We start from the raw sequence: 20512 nt of genomic DNA on the forward strand, positions 1-20512 counted from the left end.
TTCGCCCAGGGCGTCCCGGGCTCCCCTGCCCGCTAGAACGTCTTCAGGTTACCGAGCGGCGCGGGGCCGGAAAATCGGGCATCGGGTCTGATGATGGCCGCGCAGCGGGGCACGGCAGCGTTCTCATACCCGGGGGTTGATGCCTTGACCAGGGGTTTCGAGGGAGGTGAAGTCATCGCCCTCGATGAGGTCGTAGAGGTCTTGGCGCGAGTGGATGTCGAGCTTGCGGTAGATGTTGTAGACATGAGTCTTGGCCGTGGCCCGCGATATGGTGAAGCGGTCCATGATGTACTGGGTGTCGCGCCCGCGGGCCAGAAGATCGAGGATCTCGCACTGGCGCGGGGAGAGCCCGTAGTGGGCGCCGATGTCGTCGAGGCGCCGGCGCAGGTAAGATCCGGCGGGGATGAGCTTGTCGTCGGGGCCGTCGCCTTCGGGGGCTGGCGCCGGCGCGGGCTCCGCCTCCCCCGGCGCCGCGGCGGAGGCGGCCGGCGCCGGATCGTCAGCCCCCGACCAGTCCTCCGGGAAGGAGACGCGGTTCAGCTGCACCTGGACGACAGCCGCGTAGAGCACGACGGCCGCGCAGGCGGCCACGAGGGCCTGGCCCGGCACGAGGAGGCCCACCGCGAAAACGCCGAGCGCGCCGATGACGGAGCCGCCCACCAGGTAGGCGGCCTCACTGAAGCTGTAGAGGGGCGAGAGCTCCTCGAAGCGCACCAGCTCGGCCCCGGCCAGAAACACGATGCACGCCTGAACGAACACCACGGCGACGAGGTAGACGTAGACGAGGCCCGTCCCCAGCCCGCCCACGAGGGGCAGCAGCAAATAGCCCAGGGCGAGGGTGGCGCAGAGGTAGTCCTTGGACAGGCGCTCCATGTCGAAGCCGCGCGCCCGGCAGGCCACGCCCAGGAAGGTGCCGGCGGCCACGAGGGCCGCGCCCATGAGGAGCACCGGCGGAAGCAGACTGCCATCCGCTTGGCGGCTCAACAGCACCCACAGGCCCCCGTCGGCGCCCAGGATGACGCCGACGGAGAAGTAGTTGAGCTCGCCCAGGCGGCTGTACATGCGGTTGCGCCGACGGTCGCGGGACTCCGCCACGCTCACCTGCAGAAGCCGGTCGCGCAGGTCGTTCTGCACGCCCAGGAGCAGCAGGCACGAGGCGAGGGAGGCCATGTCGCTCAGGTAGTCGGTCTGGGGAACGCCGGCCGGCAGGAAGCTCGTGAGGGCCAGCAGCGCGCCGGCGAGAGACACCGCCCCGGCCACGACGAGCGACAGGAGGGTGCGCCCCACGGTGCAGGCGTGGGACCACCACAGAAACACGAGGGCCACCGACCCAGCCGCCACGCAGGGGATGCCGAGGGGCCAGACGGGGGTGGCGAGGATGAGGGGGCAGGGCACGGTGCCCACGAAGGCCACCACGGCCAGCGCCCGCAGGCCCCGGGGAGCCGACAGCGGGCGCGCGAAGACGCGCAGGCCCACCAGGCAGAGGAAGGCGCAGGCCATGAGCAGGGTGTCGACGAGGAAGCGGCCGTCCACGCCCGCGGCGACGTCCACGCGCGCGGCGGCGCTGCCGAACAGCGAGCAGACGGCGAACAGGGCCAGGGCCAGTCCGAGCAGGAGCAGCAGGGCCGATCGGGCGTCCTCAGCCCGAAGCGGGACGTGCCTCATCTCGATCCGATCCTCCGCCGCCGGCAAGCCTCCGCGCCCCTCCAAGGACCGCACCCCCTTTGCGTCTCCTGAGGCCTTGGCGGCCTCGGGGCCATTATCCCCGCTCAAAGCTGGCAATTCCTTAGAGGATATTCCAAAATGTACCCTACAATATTCCATGCCAGCGGGTCGGATATTGTGACCCCCTTGGCTTCAAAGGCGTTAAAATCCGTGGTCAGCCAAGGGGGTAGCACTATGGAGGAAATTACAATGCTGGCAAGCGGATCGTTTCCCGAGCACCAAGCGTGGGGAAACGCCACCGTGGGCATGCTCCTCGACGTGCTGGAGCCCCTCGGCATCATCGGGGCGCCCGATTCCGCCGCGGACTCCCCCACCTTCCGCTGGGCCACCTGCGCCGGCGGCGCCGACATCCCCGAGAGCGCCGTCTGCGTCCCCTGGGACGCGCCGCCCGCCGAGGTCGTCCACGTGTGCACCCCCGCGGACTACCTGGCCCTGCGCCGGGCCGACCCCGCCGCCTTCGCCGTGGTGTGCGTTCCCGACGAGGCCGCGGCGCCTGACGACCCGCGCTGCATAGCCGTCAGGACGAGCCGGCCCCTGGTCTACGTCTACCTCATGGTGAAGGAGTTTCTGGGGTCGCTCTTCGCCTGGGAGCAGACCCTCGCCTCCATCGTGCGCAACGACGGCGGGGTGGCGACGGCCCTCGACGTGTCACGCGCGGCCATCCCCCGCTACCTCTTCGTCGCCGACAAGAACGGCTGCGTGCTGGCCCAGTCCTCCTACCTGGAGCCGCCCGACGCCTTCCACCAGGCCGTCTCGCTGTCGGGCTTCGTCCCCGTCAGGGCCGACGGGCTGCCCCGGGCGCGGGCGGCCGAGGGGATGACTACCTGGGTGGAGGGTGATGGCGAGGCGGAGGCGAGTCGCCTGGTCATCCCCCTCTACCTCGACCACGCCTTCGTCGGCATCCTCAGCATGGCCTGCCCCGACGGGCTGCCGAGCCCAGGGCTGCGCGACCTGGTGCGAGTGCTCGCCCGCTACGTGGAGCGCCTCTGCGCGGGGCTGTGGTCGTCGCAGTCGAGCGTGAACATCCCGCGGCTGCGCTTCTTCGACCTGCTGCTGGAGGGGAGCCGCTTCGACCGCATGGTGGCCAACAGCCAGCTCGAGGAGCTGCGCATACCAACCGGCTCGTGGTTCAAGGTGATCCTCGTGGACATCGACGAGGGCGCCGAGCCGGCCAAGGCGTCGCTCATCGCCATGACCTTCCTGTCCGACAAGCACGTCAACGCGCGCTGCTTCCTCCACAACGGGGCCCTCGTGGTGCTCCAGTACGGCCCCACCGGCCCCGACCTCTCCCACCTGGCCACCGAGCGGCAGCTGGCATCCTACGACTTCTCCCGCTTCGACGTGGCCTTCGGGGTGTCGGACGTGTTCAACGACATCGCCTCGCTGCGCCACGCCTACCACGAGGCGCGCATCGCCCTCGACCTGCGCAAGGTGGTGCTGGCCCAGCGCGACATCGAGCAGACCTCGCGTCGGCGCGGCAACGCGTTCTTCTTCTACGAGGCCCTCCCCTTCTTCCTGGTGGATCCGGCGCCCAAGGACGAGGCCCTCATGCGCTTCGTCTTCGACGTGTCGTTTTTGCCCGTCATCTTGGAGGAGGACGCCGAGCGCGGCACCAACGACTTCCGCCTGCTGTGGACCTACCTCATCAACGAGCGCAACGCCACCAAGACGGCGCAGATGATGTACGTGCACCGCAACACGGTGCTCTACCGCATCGAGCGGCTCCAGGAGCGCTTCCGCATCGATTTGGACGACCCCGACCTGCGCGAGAAGCTGTGCTGCGACTACCGGATGTACTTCCTCTCGTCGCTGGGCAAGCCCCGCTGGGAGACGGCCTAGGCAGCAAGGAGGGCCGGAGCCCGCCGTCGGCAGGCCCCGGCCCTCGAAGGACGCAGGATGCAAGCAGGCCCTAGAGGTGCTCGCCCTCCAGGATTCCCTCGGCGTCGTCGTCGGCAATCTCCCGCGCCGAGGGGCCCTCGGCGCGCGCCTGGTCGTCGGCGATCTTGCCGGCGACGCTCGAACGGACGTTGGGGAACAGGAACAGCGACACGATGGCCACGGCGCACACCACGCCGACGCCCACGTAGACGCCCTCGTAGTAGGCCACGCCGTCCGTGGCGCCGGTGAAGGCGATGGCCAGCGGCGACACCACGTAGGAGGCGATGAGGAACATGCCCACGTTCTGGAACGTGGCCTGGATGCCGCCCACCACGCCGTAGTGCTCCGGCTTGATGTCGGGGATGAGCGTGGGGAGCATCTTGGTGAAGGGCATGACGGCCGCCATGAACACGGGCAGGATGACCAGGTAGGCCACCCAGGTCCACACCCCGTAGGGGATGAAGAACGTCACGGCGAAGGTGACGCCGGTGACGGCCAGGCAGATGACGAAGGGCGCGCGCAGGTTCTTGAACGCCTTGGCGAACACCACAGGCATGAGCATGGAGGCGATGCACGTGATGACCGTGTTGATGGTGGACAGGTCGCCGGCGATGGGCGCGGCCGCCGGGTCGCCCATGAGGGCGGTGACGGCCGGTACCATGTAGGAGCCGTTGATGTTGGTCATGCCGAACACGAGGAAGGCCACCACGCCGATGGCCCAGACGTTGCGGTCGCGGAGCACCTCGCGCAGCATCTGGCCGACCGGCTCGTTGGCGCAGTGCTCGTCGGGGTGCTTGCGGTAGACCGCGAACCACACCACCAGGCCCACCACGATGAGCCCGAAGCTGATCCACCACGCCTGGTGGATCTCGGGCAGGTGTGACCCCACGTAGATGGCGAGCGCCGCGCCGCCGGACATGCCGGCGGTGTAGACGCCCATGGCGAACGAGTTGGCCGTGCCCGGGAACCACATGCGCAAAAGCTTGGCGGAGTTCGCGTTGAGCGCGGCCACGCCGGTGCCCATGAAGAAGCTGGCCGCGAACAGCGTGCCGTAGTCAACGGCGAGGCAGCGGCCCAGCGCCCCGAGCGCGGCTATCACGAAGGCCACGAGGAACACCTTGCCCAGGCCGATGCGGTCAGCCAGGACGCCGCCGGCGATGCAGAGCAGCACGCCGGAGAAATAGGGGATGGACATGATCATGGAGAACGCCATGGGCTCGCACTGGTACTCCTGCATGACGAGCATGGCGGCCCCGCCGGGAATGATGAACGCGAACTGCAGCGAGACGAGCAGGATCGTCATGCCGACGAGGATGGCCCAGCGCCAGGGCAACAGCTTCTCTTCGTGCAACGCTACCCCCTCCTTTGCGAGGATCGATTACCTGACAGCAGCCTGAAGGGCGCCGCTAGTTCTGGCCGTCGGCCGTGCGGGCCGCGGCGATGCCCTCGCGGGAGGCCTTGCCCAGCTTGAGGCTGAAGACGATGGCGCAGACCAGGCCCACCGCCGACACGACGGCCGGGGGCACGCCGAGCATGAACCAGTCGCAGCCGGCCTCGATCATGGCGCCCATGACCGGCGCCGCCGGGATGCCGCCGCCGTTGGAGGCGATGGCGCAGATGCCGAAGGCCGCCGCGATGACCGCGGGGCTGGAGGACACCCACTGGACGTTGGTGAAGATGGCGGGCATGACCATGTTCACGGCCAGGCCGAAGAAGAACATGGAGCAGATGGCCAGGGTCACGGTGTTGAACGCGAAGGCGGCCAGGCACGCCGCCACGGTGAGCACGAAGATGACCACGAGCACCTTGGTGTGGTCGCTCACCTTGTTGAGGATGAAGCCGATGATGAGGCCGGCGGCGATGCCGATGATGTTGAGGATGCCGTTCCAGCTCTGGGCCGCGGCGGGATCCATCCCCACGTCGGTCTGCAGGTAGGCGACGATCTCGCTGGTATAGCAGGAGAACGAGAACGCGAAGCAGAGCACCATGACGAAGCACAGCCACACGTATCCGTTCTTGAACGCGTCGGAGATGCGCACGTTGTCAGACCCGGCCACGGCCTCCATGATCTCGGCCTTGGGGATGCGGACGCCCGCGATCACCAGGACGAGGGCCACCGCCGCGAACGCGATGCCGAACCAGAACAGCGGATGCCAGTCGAGGTTCGGGCCGCCCGTCAGGAAGTTCACGCCCTCGCCGGGGGTCATGAGGAACGGGGCGAGGAAGTTGATGAGCACGCCGCCCAGGGCGATCCACATGGTCCAGATGGCGTTGGGCATGCCGCGCTTGGTGGGATCGCTGAACAGAATGGTGACGAACGTCGGCCCGGCCGTGGCGATGAGGCCGTTGGCGAAGCCGAAGATGAAGCGCCCGACGAATGCGATGGTAATGTCGGTGGTCATGACGACCATGACGTCCGACACTAGGATGCATGCCAGGGCGATGATGATCATGTTCTTCGGCCCGATCTTCGACTGGATGGTGGCCGTGAACAGGGCCAGGATGGTGCCGGCCACAGAGTTCCAGGACATCAGCCAGCCGGCGCCGACCATGTCGCCGCCAAAGGTGTCGGCGACGTAGATCATCGCCGTCGGTATCGCCATCAGCGATATGGAGTAGGCGATGCCCGCGATGAGGATGATGAGGAACGTCCCCCAGGAGGCACCGGCGCTTCTCTCTTGCGTCATGAGCGTTTCCTTTCAGATAACGAGTTGTCACGCTGGGCTCTCTGCGGGGGCCGCCAGGCAGCAGCAGGCCGCCGGCAGCGCACGCGGGCGCGTCGGAGCGGCGCCGGCGAGCACGTCGGCGCGATATGACATCGAGGTACTGATAGAGAACGCCCCGAACCGAGGGGCAAGCTGCACCATCATAGGGCGGTCCCCCTTAGAGAATCAGCGTCGGCAGCGGGCCTCTGTCCGATAGTTGCGGGATCGGACGGGCTCTGCCTTGGTAGCGTGTTCTCCGCGGATCTCTCCCCTGCCTTAGCGAAGCACCCCCAGTATAGGGCCGGCCCCCAGGGGCTCCCATACGTGACTATCTCCATTTTTCGCGCCCATCCCTTGGATGATGCTCCAAAGCTGGGGCGGGGGGCGGTGGGTGAACGGTCGTTTGCGGGGGTTGTGCGGAAGCTGTTCGTTTAGGCGATGCTCCTTGACGCACGGGGGCAAACCCGCAGATAATCAGCGGGTTAGGAACTATTCCGTCCCTTAAGCAGAAAGAGAAGCGCTTACATGGAAACCTCTCAGTTCCGCGGTGTCATCCCTCCCGTCGTCATCCCCCTGACCGAGAAGAAGTCCCTCGACCTCGAGGCCTTCGACCGCACCATCAACCGCATGATCAACGCGGGCGTGGACGGCCTGTTCTTCCTGGGATCGAGCGGCGAGGTGGCCTTCCTCACCGACGCCCAGCGCTACCACGTGCTGCAGGAGGCCGTGGCCATCGTCAACGGGCGGGTGCCCGTGCTCGCCGGCATCATCGACATGGAGACGATGCGCGTGGTGGACCAGGCCAAGCGCGCCGCCGGCTTCGGCGTGGACGCGCTCGTGGCCACCGCCCCCTTCTACGCCCTGGGCGGGCCGAAGGAGGTGGAGCGCCACTTCCGCGCCATCCGCGAGTACACCGACCTGCCGCTGTTCGCCTACGACCTGCCCGTGTGCGTGCACACCAAGCTCGACCCGGACATGCTCGTGCGCCTAGGCGAGGACGGCGTGCTCCAGGGCGTCAAGGACTCCTCCGGCGATGACGTGAGCTTCCGCTGGCTCATGCTGGAGAACGAGGACGCGGGGCACCCGCTGCAGCTGCTCACCGGGCACGAGGTGGTGGTCGACGGCGCCTACCTGGGCGGAGCCGACGGCAGCGTGCCGGGCCTGGCCAACCTCGACCCCGTCTCCTACGTGGAGCAGTGGCGCGCGGCGCAGGCCGGCGACTGGGCGCGCGTCAAGGAGATCCAGGATCACCTGGCCCGCCTCATGTTCGTCACCCGCCGCGTGAAGGCCACCGTGGGCTTCGGCGCCGGAGTGGGCGCCTTCAAGACGGCGCTGTGGCAGATGGGCGTCTTCAACACCAACCAGATGCGCGAGCCCGTGCAGCCCCTGGAGGGCGAGGACGTGGAGGCCATCGTCGCCATTCTCAAGAAGGAGGGCATGCTCGACCCGGACGCCCCCGTCCGCGCCTAGCTGCCTGGCAGGGCAAGAACCGAAACCAAAGGAGGGACTTTGACCGCAGACAACACCGCGAGGCTGATCGAGGCGCGCGCCTGGATCCGCGACCAGCTGGACACCTGCACGGCCTTCTGGCTCGAGCACGGCATGGACCCCGTCAACGGCGGCGTCTACACGTGCCTCGACCGCAAGGGAGCCGTCTACTCCACCGACAAGAGCGTGTGGATGCAGGGCCGCTGCGCCTGGACGTTCTCGTACCTGTGCCACCTCTACGGCACCCGGCCCGAATGGCTCGAGGCCGCCAAGAGCTGCCTTGACTTCCTCGAGGAGCACTGCATCAACCACGAGGCCGGCGGGCGCCTGTACTTCACGGTGACCGCGGAGGGCAAGCCGCTGCGCCAGCGCCGCTACTGCTTCTCCGAGGGCTTCTACTGCATCGCCAACGCCGAGTACTACGGCGTCACCGGCGAGGAGGAGCACCTGGTGCGCGCGCGTCGCGCCTACCAGCTGGTCTACGACCTGAACAACGGCCTCATCGAGGATCCGGCGGGGCTCGGCCCCAAGACCATCGCGGAGACCCGCGCGGGGCACGCGCTCGGCGACCCGATGATCTTCCTCAACATCATCGGCATCATGCGCCGCGTCGACCCCGCCCACGCCGAGGAGTACGACCGCCACGCGCGCGAGTGCACCGACCGCATCGTGGGCGAGCACTACCGCCCGGAGCTGGGCTGCACGCTGGAGAGCGTCAACCTGGACGGCGAGCCGGAGCTGTGGTACACCGCCGGGCGCGTGGTGAACCCGGGGCACGACATCGAGTGCAGCTGGTTCATGATGGACGAGGCCAACTACCGCGGCGACGCGGAGCTGCACGCCACGGCCGAGGCCATCTTCCGCCTGGCCATCGAGGCCGGCTGGGACGAGGAGTTCGGCGGGCTTCTGTACTTCATCGACGCCAAGGGCCTGCCGCCTGAGGCCTACGAGCACGACATGAAGCTGTGGTGGCCCCACAACGAGATCATGATCGCCGCGTCCAAAGCCTACCGCGACACGGGCGACGCATACTACCTGGACTGGTTCTTCCGCACGCTCGACTACTGCAAGGAGCACTTCGCCGATCCCGAGTACGGCGAGTGGTACGGCTACCTGCGCCGCGACGGCCAGCCCACCATGCCGTCCACGAAGGGCTCCACCTTCAAGGGCCCCTTCCACGTGCCCCGCGCGCTGTGCATGACCGAGCGTATCCTCACCGAGATCATAGGAGACTAACCCATGAACTACCTTGGCATCGACTACGACATCAAGAACGTCCCCGTCCTGGACGAGGGATTCATCCCCTTCGGCGTGTGGATGCGCGAGTACCTGAAGGGCGCCGAGCACCCCATCGCCATCGCCGTCGAGCGCGAGGACGGGCTCATCTCCGTGCGCCGGAGCTTCATCCGCGGCGGCGAGTTCGCCGAGGCCGACCTGCGCTACGTCGAGCGCCTCATGAAGTTCGAGCTGTGGTCCATCGGCGGCTTCCGCGTGTACCTGTGCGGCTGCGACGACATCGCCGCGAAGCTGGCCGCGACCTACTCTCCCGACGGCGCGCGGCGCTTCGACTACGGCTTCGTGGGCGACGTCTACGAGAAGCCGCTCGAGGTCATCGCCGTGGACGAAGCGGACTTCCCCGCCGCCAACGAGGCTGCGAAGAAGATCGGCGGCCACATGGAGGGCTGCCGCATCGGCTTCGACGCCGGCGGGTCGGATCGCAAGGTGTCGGCCGTCATCGACGGCGAGGCCGTCTACTCTGAGGAGGTCGTCTGGTTCCCCAAGATCACCGAGGACCCCGAGTACCACTTCAACGAGATCGTGACCGCCTTCAAGACGGCCGCCTCCAAGATGCCGCGCGTGGACGCCATCGGCGTGTCCTCGGCCGGCACCTTCGTGGGCAACTCCCCCATGGTGGCCTCGCTGTTCATCAAGGTGCCGCGCGAGCGCCGCGAGGAGGTCAAGTCCATCTACGACCGCGCCGGCGCCGAAATCGGCGACGTGCCGCTCGTGGTGGCCAACGACGGCGACGTGACGGCGCTCGCCGGCTTCATGTCCACGGGCGAGGGCGACATCCTCGGCATCGCCATGGGCACGTCGGAGGCCGTGGGCTACGTGAACGCCGAGGGCAACGTGCTCGGCTGGATCAACGAGCTGGCCTTCGCGCCGGTGGACCTGTCGCCTGACGCCATGCAGGACGAGTGGTCGGGCGACTTCGGCGTGGGCTGCAAGTACTTCAGCCAGGACGCGGTCATCAAGCTGGCGCCGGCCGCCGGCATCGAGCTCGACCCCGAGCTCTCCCCCGCCGAGAAGCTCAAGGTGGTCCAGGGCCTGGCCAACGAGGGCCACGAGGGGGCGCTCGACATCTACCGCTCCATCGGCAGCTACCTGGCCCACACGCTCGTGCTCTACAGCGCGTTCTACGAGATCAAGACGCTGCTCGTGCTTGGCCGCGTGGCCTCCGGCAAGGGCGGCGACCTGCTCATCAGCGAGTGCAACCGCATCCTGGCCGAGGAGCACCCGGAGCTGGCCGCCCAGATCACGGTGACGCTGCCCGACGAGAAGATGCGCCGCGTCGGCCAGTCCGTGGCCGCGGCGAGCCTGCCGGAGACGAAGTAGCCCGGCCCGCTGATCGCGGACGAGGCGCCCGCCGCCGATGGCGGACGCAAGAGGGGAGGTCCTGCGGGGCCTCCCCTTTTTTGGTGTGGGGCAGGCAGGGGTGTGGGGGGGGCGAGTAGGGAGCGGCACGGGAGGCGACGGGCGCTGCCGGCGGCGGGGATGCGGGGCCCGCCGGCTGCTGGGCGGACTTTCTGGCCATTTTCGGCACGGTTTACGCAACTTCGAGGCCCTCGCAGGCGACGTGCTGCGAGGTCGCCGCCGATGACCTGGGGTTATGCGGAGGCGCACGGCCAGCCGGGCCGGCCTGCAGCCCGCCAGCCGCGTAAACCGCGCAGTTTTTGGCCAAAAACTGCCGAATGGAGTGTCAGAGGACGAGGCATCCGAGCCAATCAGGCTAGCCTGGAGGGGGACGAACCAGGGCTGGCGAGCAGCAGACGCCAGAGAAGCCGACAGCGCCACCAACGAGGCGCAACAGCGCCAAGCTAGGAAGCAGACGGCATCATCACAGGGGAAGCCGGAGGCGACTCAGCCAGGAGGGATCACCCGAAGAAGCGAGCACAGATCCCCCAACAGGACAGCACCATGACCCTCGCCTCACAAGATCCCACGGGCCCCTCCCCGAACGCAACGGCGGGCGGCCCCGCTGGGGAGCCGCCCGCCGCCTCGGGGCTCGGGAGCGCGGCGCCTAGAGCGCCCGACCGCGCAAGACGGCCTGGCGCACCTCCAGCGTCTGCTTATCGAGCAGCACCACGTCGGCCACGGCACCGGGGGCCAGCGTGCCGTAGCGCCCCTCCAGGCCAATGGCACGGGCCGGATTGGCCGTCGCGGCCTTCACGGCACTCACGAGCGGGATGTCCATCTCGCGCACCGCCACGTAGAGGCAGCGCATGAGGTCGCTCACCGATCCGGCCAGCGCGCCGTTGTCGATGCGCGCCTCGTAGCCGTCCACCGTCACGTCCTGGCCGCCCAGGTCGTACACGCCGTTCGGCATGCCGGCGGCACGCAGCGTGTCGCTCACCAGGATCATGCGCTCATCCCCGAACAGGTTGAACGCCAGGCGCACCATGGCCGGGTGGATGTGCACGCCGTCCGCGATGATCTCGGCCGTCACGTCGTCGCGCTCGGCGGCGGCGGGGATGGGACCGGGCGTGCGATGATGCATGCCGGGCATGGCGTTGTAGAGGTGCGTGAGGTGCCGCGCGCCCTCGGCGAACGCACGGGCCGCCGTGTCGTAGTCGGCCGTGGTGTGGGCCACCGAGATGCGCACCTCGTTGGCGAGCGCGCCGATGAACGCATCGGCCCCAGCCTCCTCTGGCGCGATGTCCACGAGCTTGAACAGGCCGCCAGCCGCCTCCTGAAGGCGGCGGAACTCGTCCACGCTAGGATTGCGCACGTGCTCGGGATTCTGGGCGCCCACCTTGCCCGGCGAGATATAGGGGCCCTCCATGTTGATGCCTACGAGGTCGGCTTCGTTGGCCGCCGGCTCATAGGCCGCGGCGACCTCGGCGGCGCGCAGCAGCACGTCCTCGGGCAGCGTCATGGTGGCGGGACACATGGCCGTGACGCCGCGCGACGCCTCATAGGCGCCCATGCGATGCAGACCCTCCGCATCACCATCGCTCACATCTGCGCCCGCACTGCCGTGGAAGTGGATGTCCACAAGGCCGGGGATGACATAGCAGCCGGAGGCGTCGAGCTCCTCCCCGTCAGCCTGAGCCTCCTCAGCCACGGTGAGCCCACCCGCCAGATACACGTCGCGCGCCGTGAAGCGCCCGCCGTCAAACACCTCGCCGCCGCGAACGGCGCCGATCTTCCTCAGTTCCATGGTCGTATCCTCCTTGCACTCAGGGGATGGTCAGGCGCCCCGGCCGAGCAGGCGGCCTCACGCCGCCGCTCGATCCTCAGGCGCCGCGTCTCGTGACGTTACGCCAAATGCTCGCGGCAGCGGGCGCCGGCAGCGGCGTCGCACACCACGGTCACGTCGGGGTGAAGCTGGAGGGCGGAGGCGGGCACCTCGGGCACCACCGGCCCGAACAGCGACTGCTCCAGGATGGCAGCCTTGTCCTCTCCGCTCACCACCATGAGGATCTTACGCGCCTTCATGATAGTGCCGATGCCCATGGTGTAGGCCTCGCGCGGCACCTCGTCGATGGAGTCGAACAGGCGGCTGTTGGCCTGGATGGTGGACTCAGTCAGCTCGACACAGTGGGTGGCCACCGGGAAGCTGTCGGCCGGCTCGTTGAAGCCGATGTGGCCGTTATGGCCCAGGCCGAGCAGCTGAATGGCGATGCCGCCGGCAGCCTCGATGGCCTCCTCGTAGGCGGCGCAGGCCGCATCGGCGTCCGGGTCGAACCCATCGGGCACATGGGTGCGGGTCGGGTCGATGTCCACGTGGTTGAACAGGTTGTCAGCCATGAAGTAGTGGTAGCTCTGATCGTGGTCATGGGCCAGCCCGCGATACTCGTCGAGGTTGAACGTGGTCACGTCGGCAAAGCTCACCTTGCCGGCGGCGCAGTCGGCCACCAGGTCGGCATAGAGCCCGATGGGCGTGGAGCCCGTGGCCAAGCCGAGCACGCAGGAGGGGTCGTCAGCGATGACGGCCTCGATCTGCTCCGCAGCGACGCGGCTCATGTCCTCATAGGTATCGACGATGACAAGATCCATGGATGTTCCTTCCTGATGATTGCGAGACGTGTCTATCTTAGCGGTTCAGGCGCTTGAGGGCCATAAGCGCCGCCATCTCGTAATGCCAGCCAGCGAAGGCGCCGCTCGCACCTGCCGCACGCAGGCGCCAGTCGATGCGAAGCGCGGGAAACTGCACCGTTTCTTCGACTTTGTGACAGAAAGGGGGCTTCAAGAGCGCCCCACCGGCTCCGGCACCGCCCTCGGCTTGTATATCCTTGCCTCAGTATCATTTTGACCAGGCACGCAGCGTAAGCCCGTTGGAAGGGCTCGTGGCTTCTTGTCACAAACTCGAAGAAACTGTGCAGAAACGAACGCAGCAGCCCGCACGCACCCCCGCGCGCCCGCTGCACACGGCAGCGCCGCACCAACGCGCACCCGCACCCGAGCACCCATGCCCGCCGCCCCAGCGCGCCCCAGCGCCCCACGCGCCCGCGCGCTCGTCCGCCTAGGTCCAGAACTGCGCCATCTCGATGACGTCCTGGTAGGCCCAGGGGTAGATGTCGGAGTACCAGCCCGTCTCTGGCACGAAGCACAACAGCGTGCTGTAGAGCAGCGACACGGCCACCATCACGATGAGCACCTTGAGCAAGAGGTCGCGCGCGACGGTGCCGGGCGCCAGGTTCTCGTTGACGACGAACAGCAGCAGCACCGTGGCGGCTAGGAACATGAAGCTGAAATCCGCGTAGTAGCGCTGAAGGATGCCAGCCATCTCCGCGTCGAGCAGGGCCACGATGACGCCGGAGACCAAGAGCACCACGATGACGCCCCAGATGGTGCGCGTGGCACGCTGGCGGTAGCGCATGAGCAGGATGCGCCGCGCGAACGCGAGCACCCACAGCACCGGCAGGCAGGCGAAGATGCCGCCGAAGGTGACTTCGCGGATGGTCTGCCCCATGTAGGTGGTGTCGAAGGGCTCCGGCTGGAGGTACGGGAACACGCCCGTCACGCAGGGCGGCTGAAGGAAGTAGGCGAAGAAGGCCGGCGCGAGGCGGCCGACGTTCATGCCGCGCTTGGTCATGTCGTTGACCGTCAGGTTGTAGTTGGCACCGAAGTCGGTGACCGACCCGAAGCGCGCGTAGTTGTAGCCCATGATGCCCGCCGCCACGATGACATACGGCGCCACCAGGCAGGCGAACTCGCGGGCGCCGACCGGAGTGAGCAGGCGTCGCTCGGTGACGTAGGAGCGCCAGAACAGCGGGAAGGCCAGAAGCGACAGCGCCAGCAGCTGCGGACGGCAGCCGGCCACGAGCGCCATGCAGAGCGAGCCGGCGAAGTACCATGCGCAGGCATGGCGCGAGAGCCGCCCCCTCATCCAGCAATAGAGCCCCCACACCGAGAACGCCAGCCCGCACATGATGGGCAGCGAGTAGAACGTGGGGAACTTCACCAGGTAGAGGATGCCGCAGCAGAACACGAGCGGCACCTGGAGCAGCAGGTAGAGCCCGAGCGAGACCGATTTGAAATGGTAGCGCGCGAACCGGTCGAGCAGCGCCGAGCAACCCAGCACGAAGGCGAGCGCCGCCACGAGCACGCCGATGGCCGTCGGGAAGTTCAAGCCCGTCAGCAGGTAGAACGGCAGGTAGAACAGCAGCACCGGCACCACGCCGAAGTACACGTAGTAGTGCCCGTCATGATAGGCCACGTCAAAGAGGTACGGCTCGCCCGTCTCCTTCTGCGCCTCGTCGCGGGCGCCCTTGTCGTAGGGGTCGTCCATGGCCTTGAGCCACTCGGGCGGCTCCTCGTCCAGGTAGAGCTGGCCCTTGGCGAAGGCGCGCGCGAGCTCGGCGTACTGCTGGGCGTTCTCGCCGCCGGTCTCGTAGACGTTGACGATGCTCTTGCCGTCCCATGATCCGTAGTTGTAGGAGGAGGTGGCCACGCCCACGAGGTTCGACCCGTAGAAGAGAAACGCGCTCACCAGCGCAAGCTCCACGGCCACGGCCGCGATGATCCCCGCCTTCGAGCGGCGCGGGTTCTCCACGATGTTGATGCGGTAGATGGCCGACTTAGGCCGGAACAGGTACACGAGCGCCAGGATGCCCACCGTCCAGGCGAAGCGCGTCAGGTTGAAGTCGAAGGGGTGGTGGGCGTTGAGCGAGACCGTCCACAGCTTGATCGGATAGCGCGTGTCCTCCCCCACCACCTCGATCCGCAGGTTGTCGACGTAGCCCGCGGTGTTGAGGTTGAGGTACTCGCTCTGCGTGGACATGGTGGACACCGAGGTCACCGGCACGCCCACCGTGTACTCCGTGGAGTCGAAGTACGTCTGGTGCGCCTCGTCGGTGAACTGGATCTTGATGGCCAGGTTCTGCGCCGGCTGGTCGGAGTCGAAGTCGATGCGGATGTTGTTGACCTTCGTGTTGAGGTCGGAGAACTCCATGGTGTGGTTGACCGCCGTGAGGCTGAACAGGTCGTCGTCGCGGTCGTAGGGCAGCGTGATGCGGCTCTTCAGGTTGATGGGGTCGTAGCCGGCCGAGGCAAAGTAGTTGAAGTTGAAGACGAAGACCTCAAGCGCGACCGCGAGGGCCACGAGCACCGTAGCCACGCGCAGCGCGTGCGCGAGCGCGCGCCCGTGCGCCGCGCGGACGCGGCCGTAGGCGTAGGCGATGTTGTCCCTGACGGTTGGCATACGCTGGATTATAGACGAAAGGGGGACCTGCCGGATGACAGGTCCCCCTCATAGGACGATGGAAGCGGCCGGGTCTTAGGCCAGGGCCTCTTTGACGTCGGCGTACACCACGTCAGGGTCGCGGTCGCCGTCGATGGTGACGAGCAGCTCGCAGCCTCGGTAGTAGTCGATGAGCGGGCTCGTGGACTTCTCGTAGACGTCGAGGCGGTTGCGCACCGTAGCCTCGTTGTCGTCGTCGCGCTGGTACATCTCGCCGCCGCACTTGGGGCACGTCGCGTCGGCGACAGTGCCGATGTGACCGCACTCGCGGCACATGCGACGGGAGCACAGGCGACCCACGATGACCTCGGGGTCGACGTCGATGAGCAGGGCCGCGTCGAGCGGGCGCTCCAGCTTGGAGAGCTCCGCGTCAAGCGCCACGGCCTGGGCCGAGGTGCGCGGGAAGCCGTCCAGGATGAAGCCAGCCTCGGTGTCGGGCTCCTGCAGGCGCTCGGTGACCAGGCCGATGATGACGTCGTCGGGCACGAGGTCGCCGGCATCCATGTAGCCCTTGGCCTTGAGGCCAAGCTCGGTGCCGGCCTTCACCGCCGCGCGGAGCATGTCGCCGGTGGAGATGTGCGGCAGGTTGTACTCCTCGATGAGCTTAGCCGCCTGCGTGCCCTTGCCGGCGCCGGGAGCGCCCAGAAGAACGATGTTCATGGCAGTCCTTTCCTCTCAGAAGGAGATCCGCCCGCCCTCCCCCGGACGAGCGGATCGTCATTACTTGAAGAAGCCGTCGTAGTTGTGCATCTTCAGCTGGGACTCGATCTTGCTCATGGTGTCGAGGGCCACGCCGATCATGATGAGGATGGACGTGCCGCCGAAGGCCTGGATGAGCTGGTTGCCCGTGAAGAAGAAGATGATCGTCGGAATGACGGCGATGCAGGCGATGAACAGGCCGCCCGGCAGCGTCACGCGGTTGATCACGTTCTTGATGTAGGTCACCGTGGCCGTGCCCGGACGCACGCCCGGGATGAAGCCGCCCTGCTTGCGGATGTTATCCGCCGTCTCCTCCGGGTTAAACACCATGGAGGTGTAGAAGTAGGCGAAGAACACGATGAGCAGCACGGTGAGAATCCAGTTGACCCAGCCCGTGGAGACCGCGTCGGCAAAGCCCGTGAGCCAGTCGACGTTGAAGATGGCCGCCAGCTGCGCCGGGAAGTAGATGATGCAGCTCGCGAAGATGATGGGGATGACGCCGGCCGCGTTCACCTTGAGCGGGATGTAGGTGGACTGGCCACCCATCATCTTGCGTCCCTGCACGCGCTTGGCGTAGTTGACGGGGATGCGGCGCTGCGCGCGCTCCACGAAGATGATGAGCGGGATGCACACGAGCACCACCGCCACGATGAGGATGGTGAGCGCGATGCCCATGCCCATGTCAGCCGTCAGGTTCACCGACGAGAAGATGGCGGACGGCACGCGGGACACGATGCTCACGAAGATGATGAGCGACATGCCGTTGCCGATGCCGCGCTGGGTGATGAGCTCGCCCATCCACATGATGAAGGCCGTGCCGGCCACGAGCGTGAACACGATGATGAGGTCGGTCACGATCTCGGGCACCTCGGGGCTGAAGACCACGCCGTAGGCGGGAGACTTGAACAGCAGGAGGTAGCCGATGGCGTTGATGAGGCCCAGGCCCAGCGTGAGGTAGCGGGTGACCTGCGTGATCTTGCGACGCCCGGCGTCGCCCTCGCGGGCCCAGCGGCCCACGGCGGGGATGACGCCCTGCATCAGCTGCATGATGATGGACGCGGTGATATAGGGCATGATGCCCAGGGAGAACACCGAGAAGTTCGAGAGGGCGCCGCCCGTGAACAGGTCGAGCATCGTCATGGCCACCCCGGTATCGGAGAAGGCCGTGGCGAACTCGTGGAACGGGATGCCCGGCACCGGCACGTAGGCGCCGAAGCGGTACAGCGCCAGGATGGCCAGCGTGAACAGGATCTTCTTACGGAGCTCCGGAACTTTCAGCGCGTCAAGGATTGAGCTTAGCAAGGCTCCTCGACCTTTCCTCCGGCCGCCTCGATCTTGGCCTTGGCGGAGACGGACACCTTATCGACGCGCACGGTGAGGGCCTTGGTAAGCTCACCGTCGCCGAGCACCTTCACGAGGGCGTCGGCATGCTTGATGATGCCCTTGGCCTTGAGGGACTCGCCGTCGACGACCTCGCCGGCCTCGTACTTCTCCTCGAGGCGCTTGACGTTGACGGGCAGGTACTCCACGCGGTTGATGTTGCGGAAGCCGGGCAGCTTGGGAAGACGGCGCGCGAGCGGGGTCTGGCCGCCCTCGAAGCCGGCGCCCTTACCGCCGCCAGCGCGGGACTTCTGGCCGTTCAGGCCGCGACCGGCGGTCTTGCCGGTGCCGGAGGCACCGCCGCGGCCGACGCGCTTGCGGGCCTTGGTAGAGCCCTCGGCAGGGGTGAGATCCTTGAGTTCCATGAGTTGTTTCTCCTTCGTTTCGCTTCCGGGCGGACTCCCCCGCCCGGGGCCGGCAGCTCGCCGCCGGCAAACTTCCTTCTATCATGGCAACGGCGCACCCGCGAAAAACGGGCACGCCGATTGTCAATTATATCTGAGACCGCACGCTCAAGCGAGGGTCTAGATCTCCTCGACGGTGACGAGGTGCTTCACCTTGAAGAGCATGCCGCGGACGGACTCGTTGTCCACCTGCTCGACGGTGCGGCCGATCTTGCCGAGGCCGAGCGCCTTGAGGGTCTTGCCCTGGTCGGCGGGGCGGCCCACCGCGCTCTTCACCTGGGTGACGCGCAGGGTCTTCTTAACGTCTGCCATGGGAGCTACTCCTTCCAGCCGAAGATCTCGGCCACGGACAGGTCACGGCGGGCGGCGACCTCCTGCGGGGTCTCGAGGCCCTTGAGGCCCTCGGCCGCGGCCTTGACGATGTTCATGGCGTTAGAGGTGCCCAGGGACTTGGTGATGACGTCCTGGACGCCGGCGAGCTCCATGATGGCACGCACCGGGCCGCCGGCCATAACGCCGGTGCCGGGAACGGCCGGCTTGATGAGCACGCGGCCGGCGCCGTACTCGCCGAGAATCTCGTGCGGCACGGTCTTCTCGGGGGTGAGGGCCACGGTGAACATGTTCTTCTTCGCGTCCTCGACGCCCTTCTTGATGGCGGTGGGAACCTCCTGGGACTTGCCCATGCCCACGCCGACGCGGCCGTTGCCGTCGCCGACGACCACGAGGGCCGTCAGGGCGAAGCGGCGGCCGCCCTTGACCACCTTGGACACGCGGTTGATGTAGACGACGCGCTCCTGGAGCTCGGGAACGGAGCTCTCCTGCTGTCTGTTGTTACGAGCCATAAGCTTAACCCCTTCTAGAATTTCAGACCCGCTTCACGGGCGGCGTCGGCCAGGGCCTTGACGCGTCCGTGATACAGGTGGCCGCCACGGTCGAAAACAACTTCCGTCACGCCGATTTCCAGTGCCTTCTTGCCGATGATGTCGCCGAGGACGGCAGCGCCCTCCACGGTGGCGCCGCTCTTGCCCTGGGCCTTGAAGTCCGGGCCGAGGGTGGAGGCAGCGCAGAGGGTGCGATGGGCGACGTCGTCGATCACCTGCACGTAGATGTTGGAGTTGCTGCGGGTGACGCACATACGGGGCCGCGTGGGGGTGCCGGAGATCTTGCCGCGCACGCGACGGTGGCGGCGGCGCAGCCCGGCTTGCTTTTTCTGAAGCTTGTTCATGATTATCCCTTCGAATCAGATGCCGAAACGCGCTTAGTCCTTGCCGGCCTTGCCGACCTTGCGGCGGACATGCTCGCCCTCGTAGCGAATGCCCTTGCCCTTGTAGGGCTCCGGCTTACGCCACTTGCGGATGTTGGCGGCAACCTGGCCGACCTGCTCCTTGGAGGGGCCGGTCACGACGATCTCGGTCTGGCTGGGAACCTCGAAGGTGATGCCCTCCGGGGCCTCGACCAGCACGGGGTGGGAGTAGCCCAGCTGCATCTCCAGATCCTTGCCCTTGAGCGCGGCACGGTAGCCGACGCCCACGAGCTGGAGCTTCTTGGTGAACCCGGCGGACACGCCCTCCACCATGTTGTGGATGAGGGTGCGGGTCAGGCCGTGGAAGGCCTTGGCCTCGCGGGAGTCGTCCGGGCGGGTGACGATGATCTCATCGCCCTCGCGGGTAATGGTCATCATGGGCTGGAAGGTGCGGGTGAGCTCGCCCTTCGGGCCCTTGGCCGTCACGGTGGTGCCGTCGATGGTCACGTCGACGCCAGCAGGAACGGCGATGGGCATCTTGCCGATACGAGACATGCTGATTCCCTTCCTTTCCTACCAGAGGTACGCGATGACCTCGCCGCCGACGCCCTTCTTGCGGGCGTCGCGGTCGGTCATCACGCCGTTGGACGTCGAGATGATGGCGGTGCCAAGGCCGCCGAGCACGCGGGGCAGCTCGTCCTTGCCGGCGTAGATGCGCAGGCCGGGCTTCGAGATGCGCTTGATGCCGCGGATGATCTTGGCCTTCTTCGGGCCGTACTTGAGGGTGATCTCAAGGGAGCCGCGGGGCTCGCCGTCGATCACCTGGTAGGAGCGGATGTAGCCCTCCTGCTCCATGATGCGGGCGATCTCGACGAGCTTCTTGCTCGTGGGCATGGACACCGTTTCCTTGCCGGCAGACTGGGCGTTACGCACGCGCGTAAGCATATCTGCGATGGGATCGGTCATTGTCATTTTGTGTTTCTCCTTTGATCCGTGATGAGCCGAACGTTCGGTTCGTCAGCGC

Annotated in this window: 18 protein-coding genes; 4 read left to right on the plus strand and 14 right to left on the minus strand. The window is 67.1% G+C overall.

Annotation, left to right across the window (positions count from 1 at the left end):
• Window positions 1-123: 123 nt before the first annotated feature.
• Complete coding sequence (locus AC6I0Y_RS08085) at window positions 124-1665, minus strand: helix-turn-helix domain-containing protein (RefSeq protein ID WP_497730820.1); 1542 nt, start codon at window positions 1663-1665, stop codon at window positions 124-126.
• Between the two features lie 234 nt (window positions 1666-1899).
• Here AC6I0Y_RS08085 and AC6I0Y_RS08090 point away from each other — a divergent pair, with 234 nt between their 5' ends.
• Window positions 1900-3564 (plus strand): PucR family transcriptional regulator, encoded by a 1665-nt coding sequence (locus AC6I0Y_RS08090; protein ID WP_497730822.1) that lies wholly within the window; start codon window positions 1900-1902, stop codon window positions 3562-3564.
• A gap of 70 nt (window positions 3565-3634) precedes the next feature.
• Here the strand turns inward: AC6I0Y_RS08090 and AC6I0Y_RS08095 are convergent, their stop codons facing one another.
• The gene (locus AC6I0Y_RS08095) at window positions 3635-4954 is read right to left on the minus strand and encodes an MFS transporter (RefSeq protein WP_497730824.1); all 1320 of its coding nucleotides are present in this window, start codon (window positions 4952-4954) and stop codon (window positions 3635-3637) included.
• 55 nt (window positions 4955-5009) lie between these two features.
• The gene (locus tag AC6I0Y_RS08100) at window positions 5010-6290 is read right to left on the minus strand and encodes an MFS transporter (RefSeq protein WP_497730827.1); all 1281 of its coding nucleotides are present in this window, start codon (window positions 6288-6290) and stop codon (window positions 5010-5012) included.
• 543 nt (window positions 6291-6833) lie between these two features.
• Between AC6I0Y_RS08100 and AC6I0Y_RS08105 the strand changes: the two genes are divergently transcribed.
• The 3 genes from AC6I0Y_RS08105 to AC6I0Y_RS08115 are packed head-to-tail and all read left to right on the plus strand — an operon-like array spanning window position 6834 to window position 10412.
• Window positions 6834-7778, plus strand: a complete 945-nt coding sequence (locus AC6I0Y_RS08105; RefSeq protein WP_497730830.1) for a dihydrodipicolinate synthase family protein — start codon at window positions 6834-6836, stop codon at window positions 7776-7778.
• Window positions 7779-7817: 39 nt separating this feature from the next.
• Window positions 7818-9032 carry an AGE family epimerase/isomerase gene (locus tag AC6I0Y_RS08110; protein WP_497730832.1) on the plus strand — a complete coding sequence of 405 codons (1215 nt, stop codon included), beginning with the start codon at window positions 7818-7820 and terminating at the stop codon, window positions 9030-9032.
• Between the two features lie 3 nt (window positions 9033-9035).
• Window positions 9036-10412: an ROK family protein gene (locus AC6I0Y_RS08115; protein WP_160709111.1), complete on the plus strand. Its 1377-nt coding sequence runs from the start codon at window positions 9036-9038 to the stop codon at window positions 10410-10412.
• Between the two features lie 685 nt (window positions 10413-11097).
• Here the strand turns inward: AC6I0Y_RS08115 and nagA are convergent.
• The 11 genes from nagA to rpsH all read right to left on the minus strand — a co-directional run bounded on the left by nagA (window position 11098) and on the right by rpsH (window position 20460).
• A complete protein-coding gene (gene nagA / locus AC6I0Y_RS08120; RefSeq protein ID WP_160710553.1) occupies window positions 11098-12237 on the minus strand; it encodes an N-acetylglucosamine-6-phosphate deacetylase in 1140 nt (379 codons plus the stop codon).
• Window positions 12238-12335: 98 nt separating this feature from the next.
• Entirely contained in the window at window positions 12336-13076 is a 741-nt protein-coding gene (gene nagB, locus AC6I0Y_RS08125; RefSeq protein ID WP_497730836.1) for a glucosamine-6-phosphate deaminase, read from the minus strand.
• 466 nt (window positions 13077-13542) lie between these two features.
• Window positions 13543-15723: a cytochrome C oxidase Cbb3 gene (locus tag AC6I0Y_RS08130; protein WP_497730838.1), complete on the minus strand. Its 2181-nt coding sequence runs from the start codon at window positions 15721-15723 to the stop codon at window positions 13543-13545.
• Window positions 15724-15798: 75 nt separating this feature from the next.
• The gene (locus tag AC6I0Y_RS08135) at window positions 15799-16422 is read right to left on the minus strand and encodes an adenylate kinase (RefSeq protein ID WP_160710037.1); all 624 of its coding nucleotides are present in this window, start codon (window positions 16420-16422) and stop codon (window positions 15799-15801) included.
• 60 nt (window positions 16423-16482) lie between these two features.
• A complete protein-coding gene (gene secY / locus AC6I0Y_RS08140) occupies window positions 16483-17763 on the minus strand; it encodes a preprotein translocase subunit SecY (protein WP_160710038.1) in 1281 nt (426 codons plus the stop codon).
• The gene (rplO, locus tag AC6I0Y_RS08145) at window positions 17757-18206 is read right to left on the minus strand and encodes a 50S ribosomal protein L15 (protein ID WP_497730840.1); all 450 of its coding nucleotides are present in this window, start codon (window positions 18204-18206) and stop codon (window positions 17757-17759) included. Before rplO ends, secY begins: the two co-directional genes overlap by 7 nt.
• Before the next feature lie 159 nt (window positions 18207-18365).
• The gene (gene rpmD, locus AC6I0Y_RS08150) at window positions 18366-18557 is read right to left on the minus strand and encodes a 50S ribosomal protein L30 (RefSeq protein WP_160710040.1); all 192 of its coding nucleotides are present in this window, start codon (window positions 18555-18557) and stop codon (window positions 18366-18368) included.
• A 5-nt stretch (window positions 18558-18562) separates the two neighbouring features.
• Window positions 18563-19087: a 30S ribosomal protein S5 gene (rpsE, locus tag AC6I0Y_RS08155; RefSeq protein WP_160710041.1), complete on the minus strand. Its 525-nt coding sequence runs from the start codon at window positions 19085-19087 to the stop codon at window positions 18563-18565.
• A 14-nt stretch (window positions 19088-19101) separates the two neighbouring features.
• Window positions 19102-19470: a 50S ribosomal protein L18 gene (gene rplR, locus AC6I0Y_RS08160; RefSeq protein WP_497730843.1), complete on the minus strand. Its 369-nt coding sequence runs from the start codon at window positions 19468-19470 to the stop codon at window positions 19102-19104.
• A gap of 33 nt (window positions 19471-19503) precedes the next feature.
• On the minus strand, window positions 19504-20043 hold the full coding sequence (rplF, locus tag AC6I0Y_RS08165; protein ID WP_160710043.1) for a 50S ribosomal protein L6: 540 nt from the start codon (window positions 20041-20043) through the stop codon (window positions 19504-19506).
• 18 nt (window positions 20044-20061) lie between these two features.
• Entirely contained in the window at window positions 20062-20460 is a 399-nt protein-coding gene (gene rpsH, locus AC6I0Y_RS08170; protein WP_160710044.1) for a 30S ribosomal protein S8, read from the minus strand.
• Between the last annotated feature and the right edge of the window lie 52 nt (window positions 20461-20512).

The sequence above is a fragment of the Adlercreutzia sp. St.1H8 genome (genome assembly GCF_059728655.1).

What these genes read in the sequence shown, in the direction of transcription:
- AC6I0Y_RS08085 (WP_497730820.1), bottom strand. Translation starts at nt 1,665, where the DNA reads ATGAGGCACGTCCCGCTTCGGGCTGAGGACGCCCGATCGGCCCTGCTG.
- AC6I0Y_RS08090 (WP_497730822.1), top strand. Translation starts at nt 1,900, where the DNA reads ATGGAGGAAATTACAATGCTGGCAAGCGGATCGTTTCCCGAGCACCAA.
- AC6I0Y_RS08100 (WP_497730827.1), bottom strand. Translation starts at nt 6,290, where the DNA reads ATGACGCAAGAGAGAAGCGCCGGTGCCTCCTGGGGGACGTTCCTCATC.
- AC6I0Y_RS08105 (WP_497730830.1), top strand. Translation starts at nt 6,834, where the DNA reads ATGGAAACCTCTCAGTTCCGCGGTGTCATCCCTCCCGTCGTCATCCCC.
- AC6I0Y_RS08115 (WP_160709111.1), top strand. Translation starts at nt 9,036, where the DNA reads ATGAACTACCTTGGCATCGACTACGACATCAAGAACGTCCCCGTCCTG.
- nagA (WP_160710553.1), bottom strand. Translation starts at nt 12,237, where the DNA reads ATGGAACTGAGGAAGATCGGCGCCGTTCGCGGCGGCGAGGTGTTTGAC.
- nagB (WP_497730836.1), bottom strand. Translation starts at nt 13,076, where the DNA reads ATGGATCTTGTCATCGTCGATACCTATGAGGACATGAGCCGCGTCGCT.
- AC6I0Y_RS08130 (WP_497730838.1), bottom strand. Translation starts at nt 15,723, where the DNA reads ATGCCAACCGTCAGGGACAACATCGCCTACGCCTACGGCCGCGTCCGC.
- AC6I0Y_RS08135 (WP_160710037.1), bottom strand. Translation starts at nt 16,422, where the DNA reads ATGAACATCGTTCTTCTGGGCGCTCCCGGCGCCGGCAAGGGCACGCAG.
- rplO (WP_497730840.1), bottom strand. Translation starts at nt 18,206, where the DNA reads ATGGAACTCAAGGATCTCACCCCTGCCGAGGGCTCTACCAAGGCCCGC.
- rpmD (WP_160710040.1), bottom strand. Translation starts at nt 18,557, where the DNA reads ATGGCAGACGTTAAGAAGACCCTGCGCGTCACCCAGGTGAAGAGCGCG.
- rpsE (WP_160710041.1), bottom strand. Translation starts at nt 19,087, where the DNA reads ATGGCTCGTAACAACAGACAGCAGGAGAGCTCCGTTCCCGAGCTCCAG.
- rplR (WP_497730843.1), bottom strand. Translation starts at nt 19,470, where the DNA reads ATGAACAAGCTTCAGAAAAAGCAAGCCGGGCTGCGCCGCCGCCACCGT.
- rplF (WP_160710043.1), bottom strand. Translation starts at nt 20,043, where the DNA reads ATGTCTCGTATCGGCAAGATGCCCATCGCCGTTCCTGCTGGCGTCGAC.
- rpsH (WP_160710044.1), bottom strand. Translation starts at nt 20,460, where the DNA reads ATGACAATGACCGATCCCATCGCAGATATGCTTACGCGCGTGCGTAAC.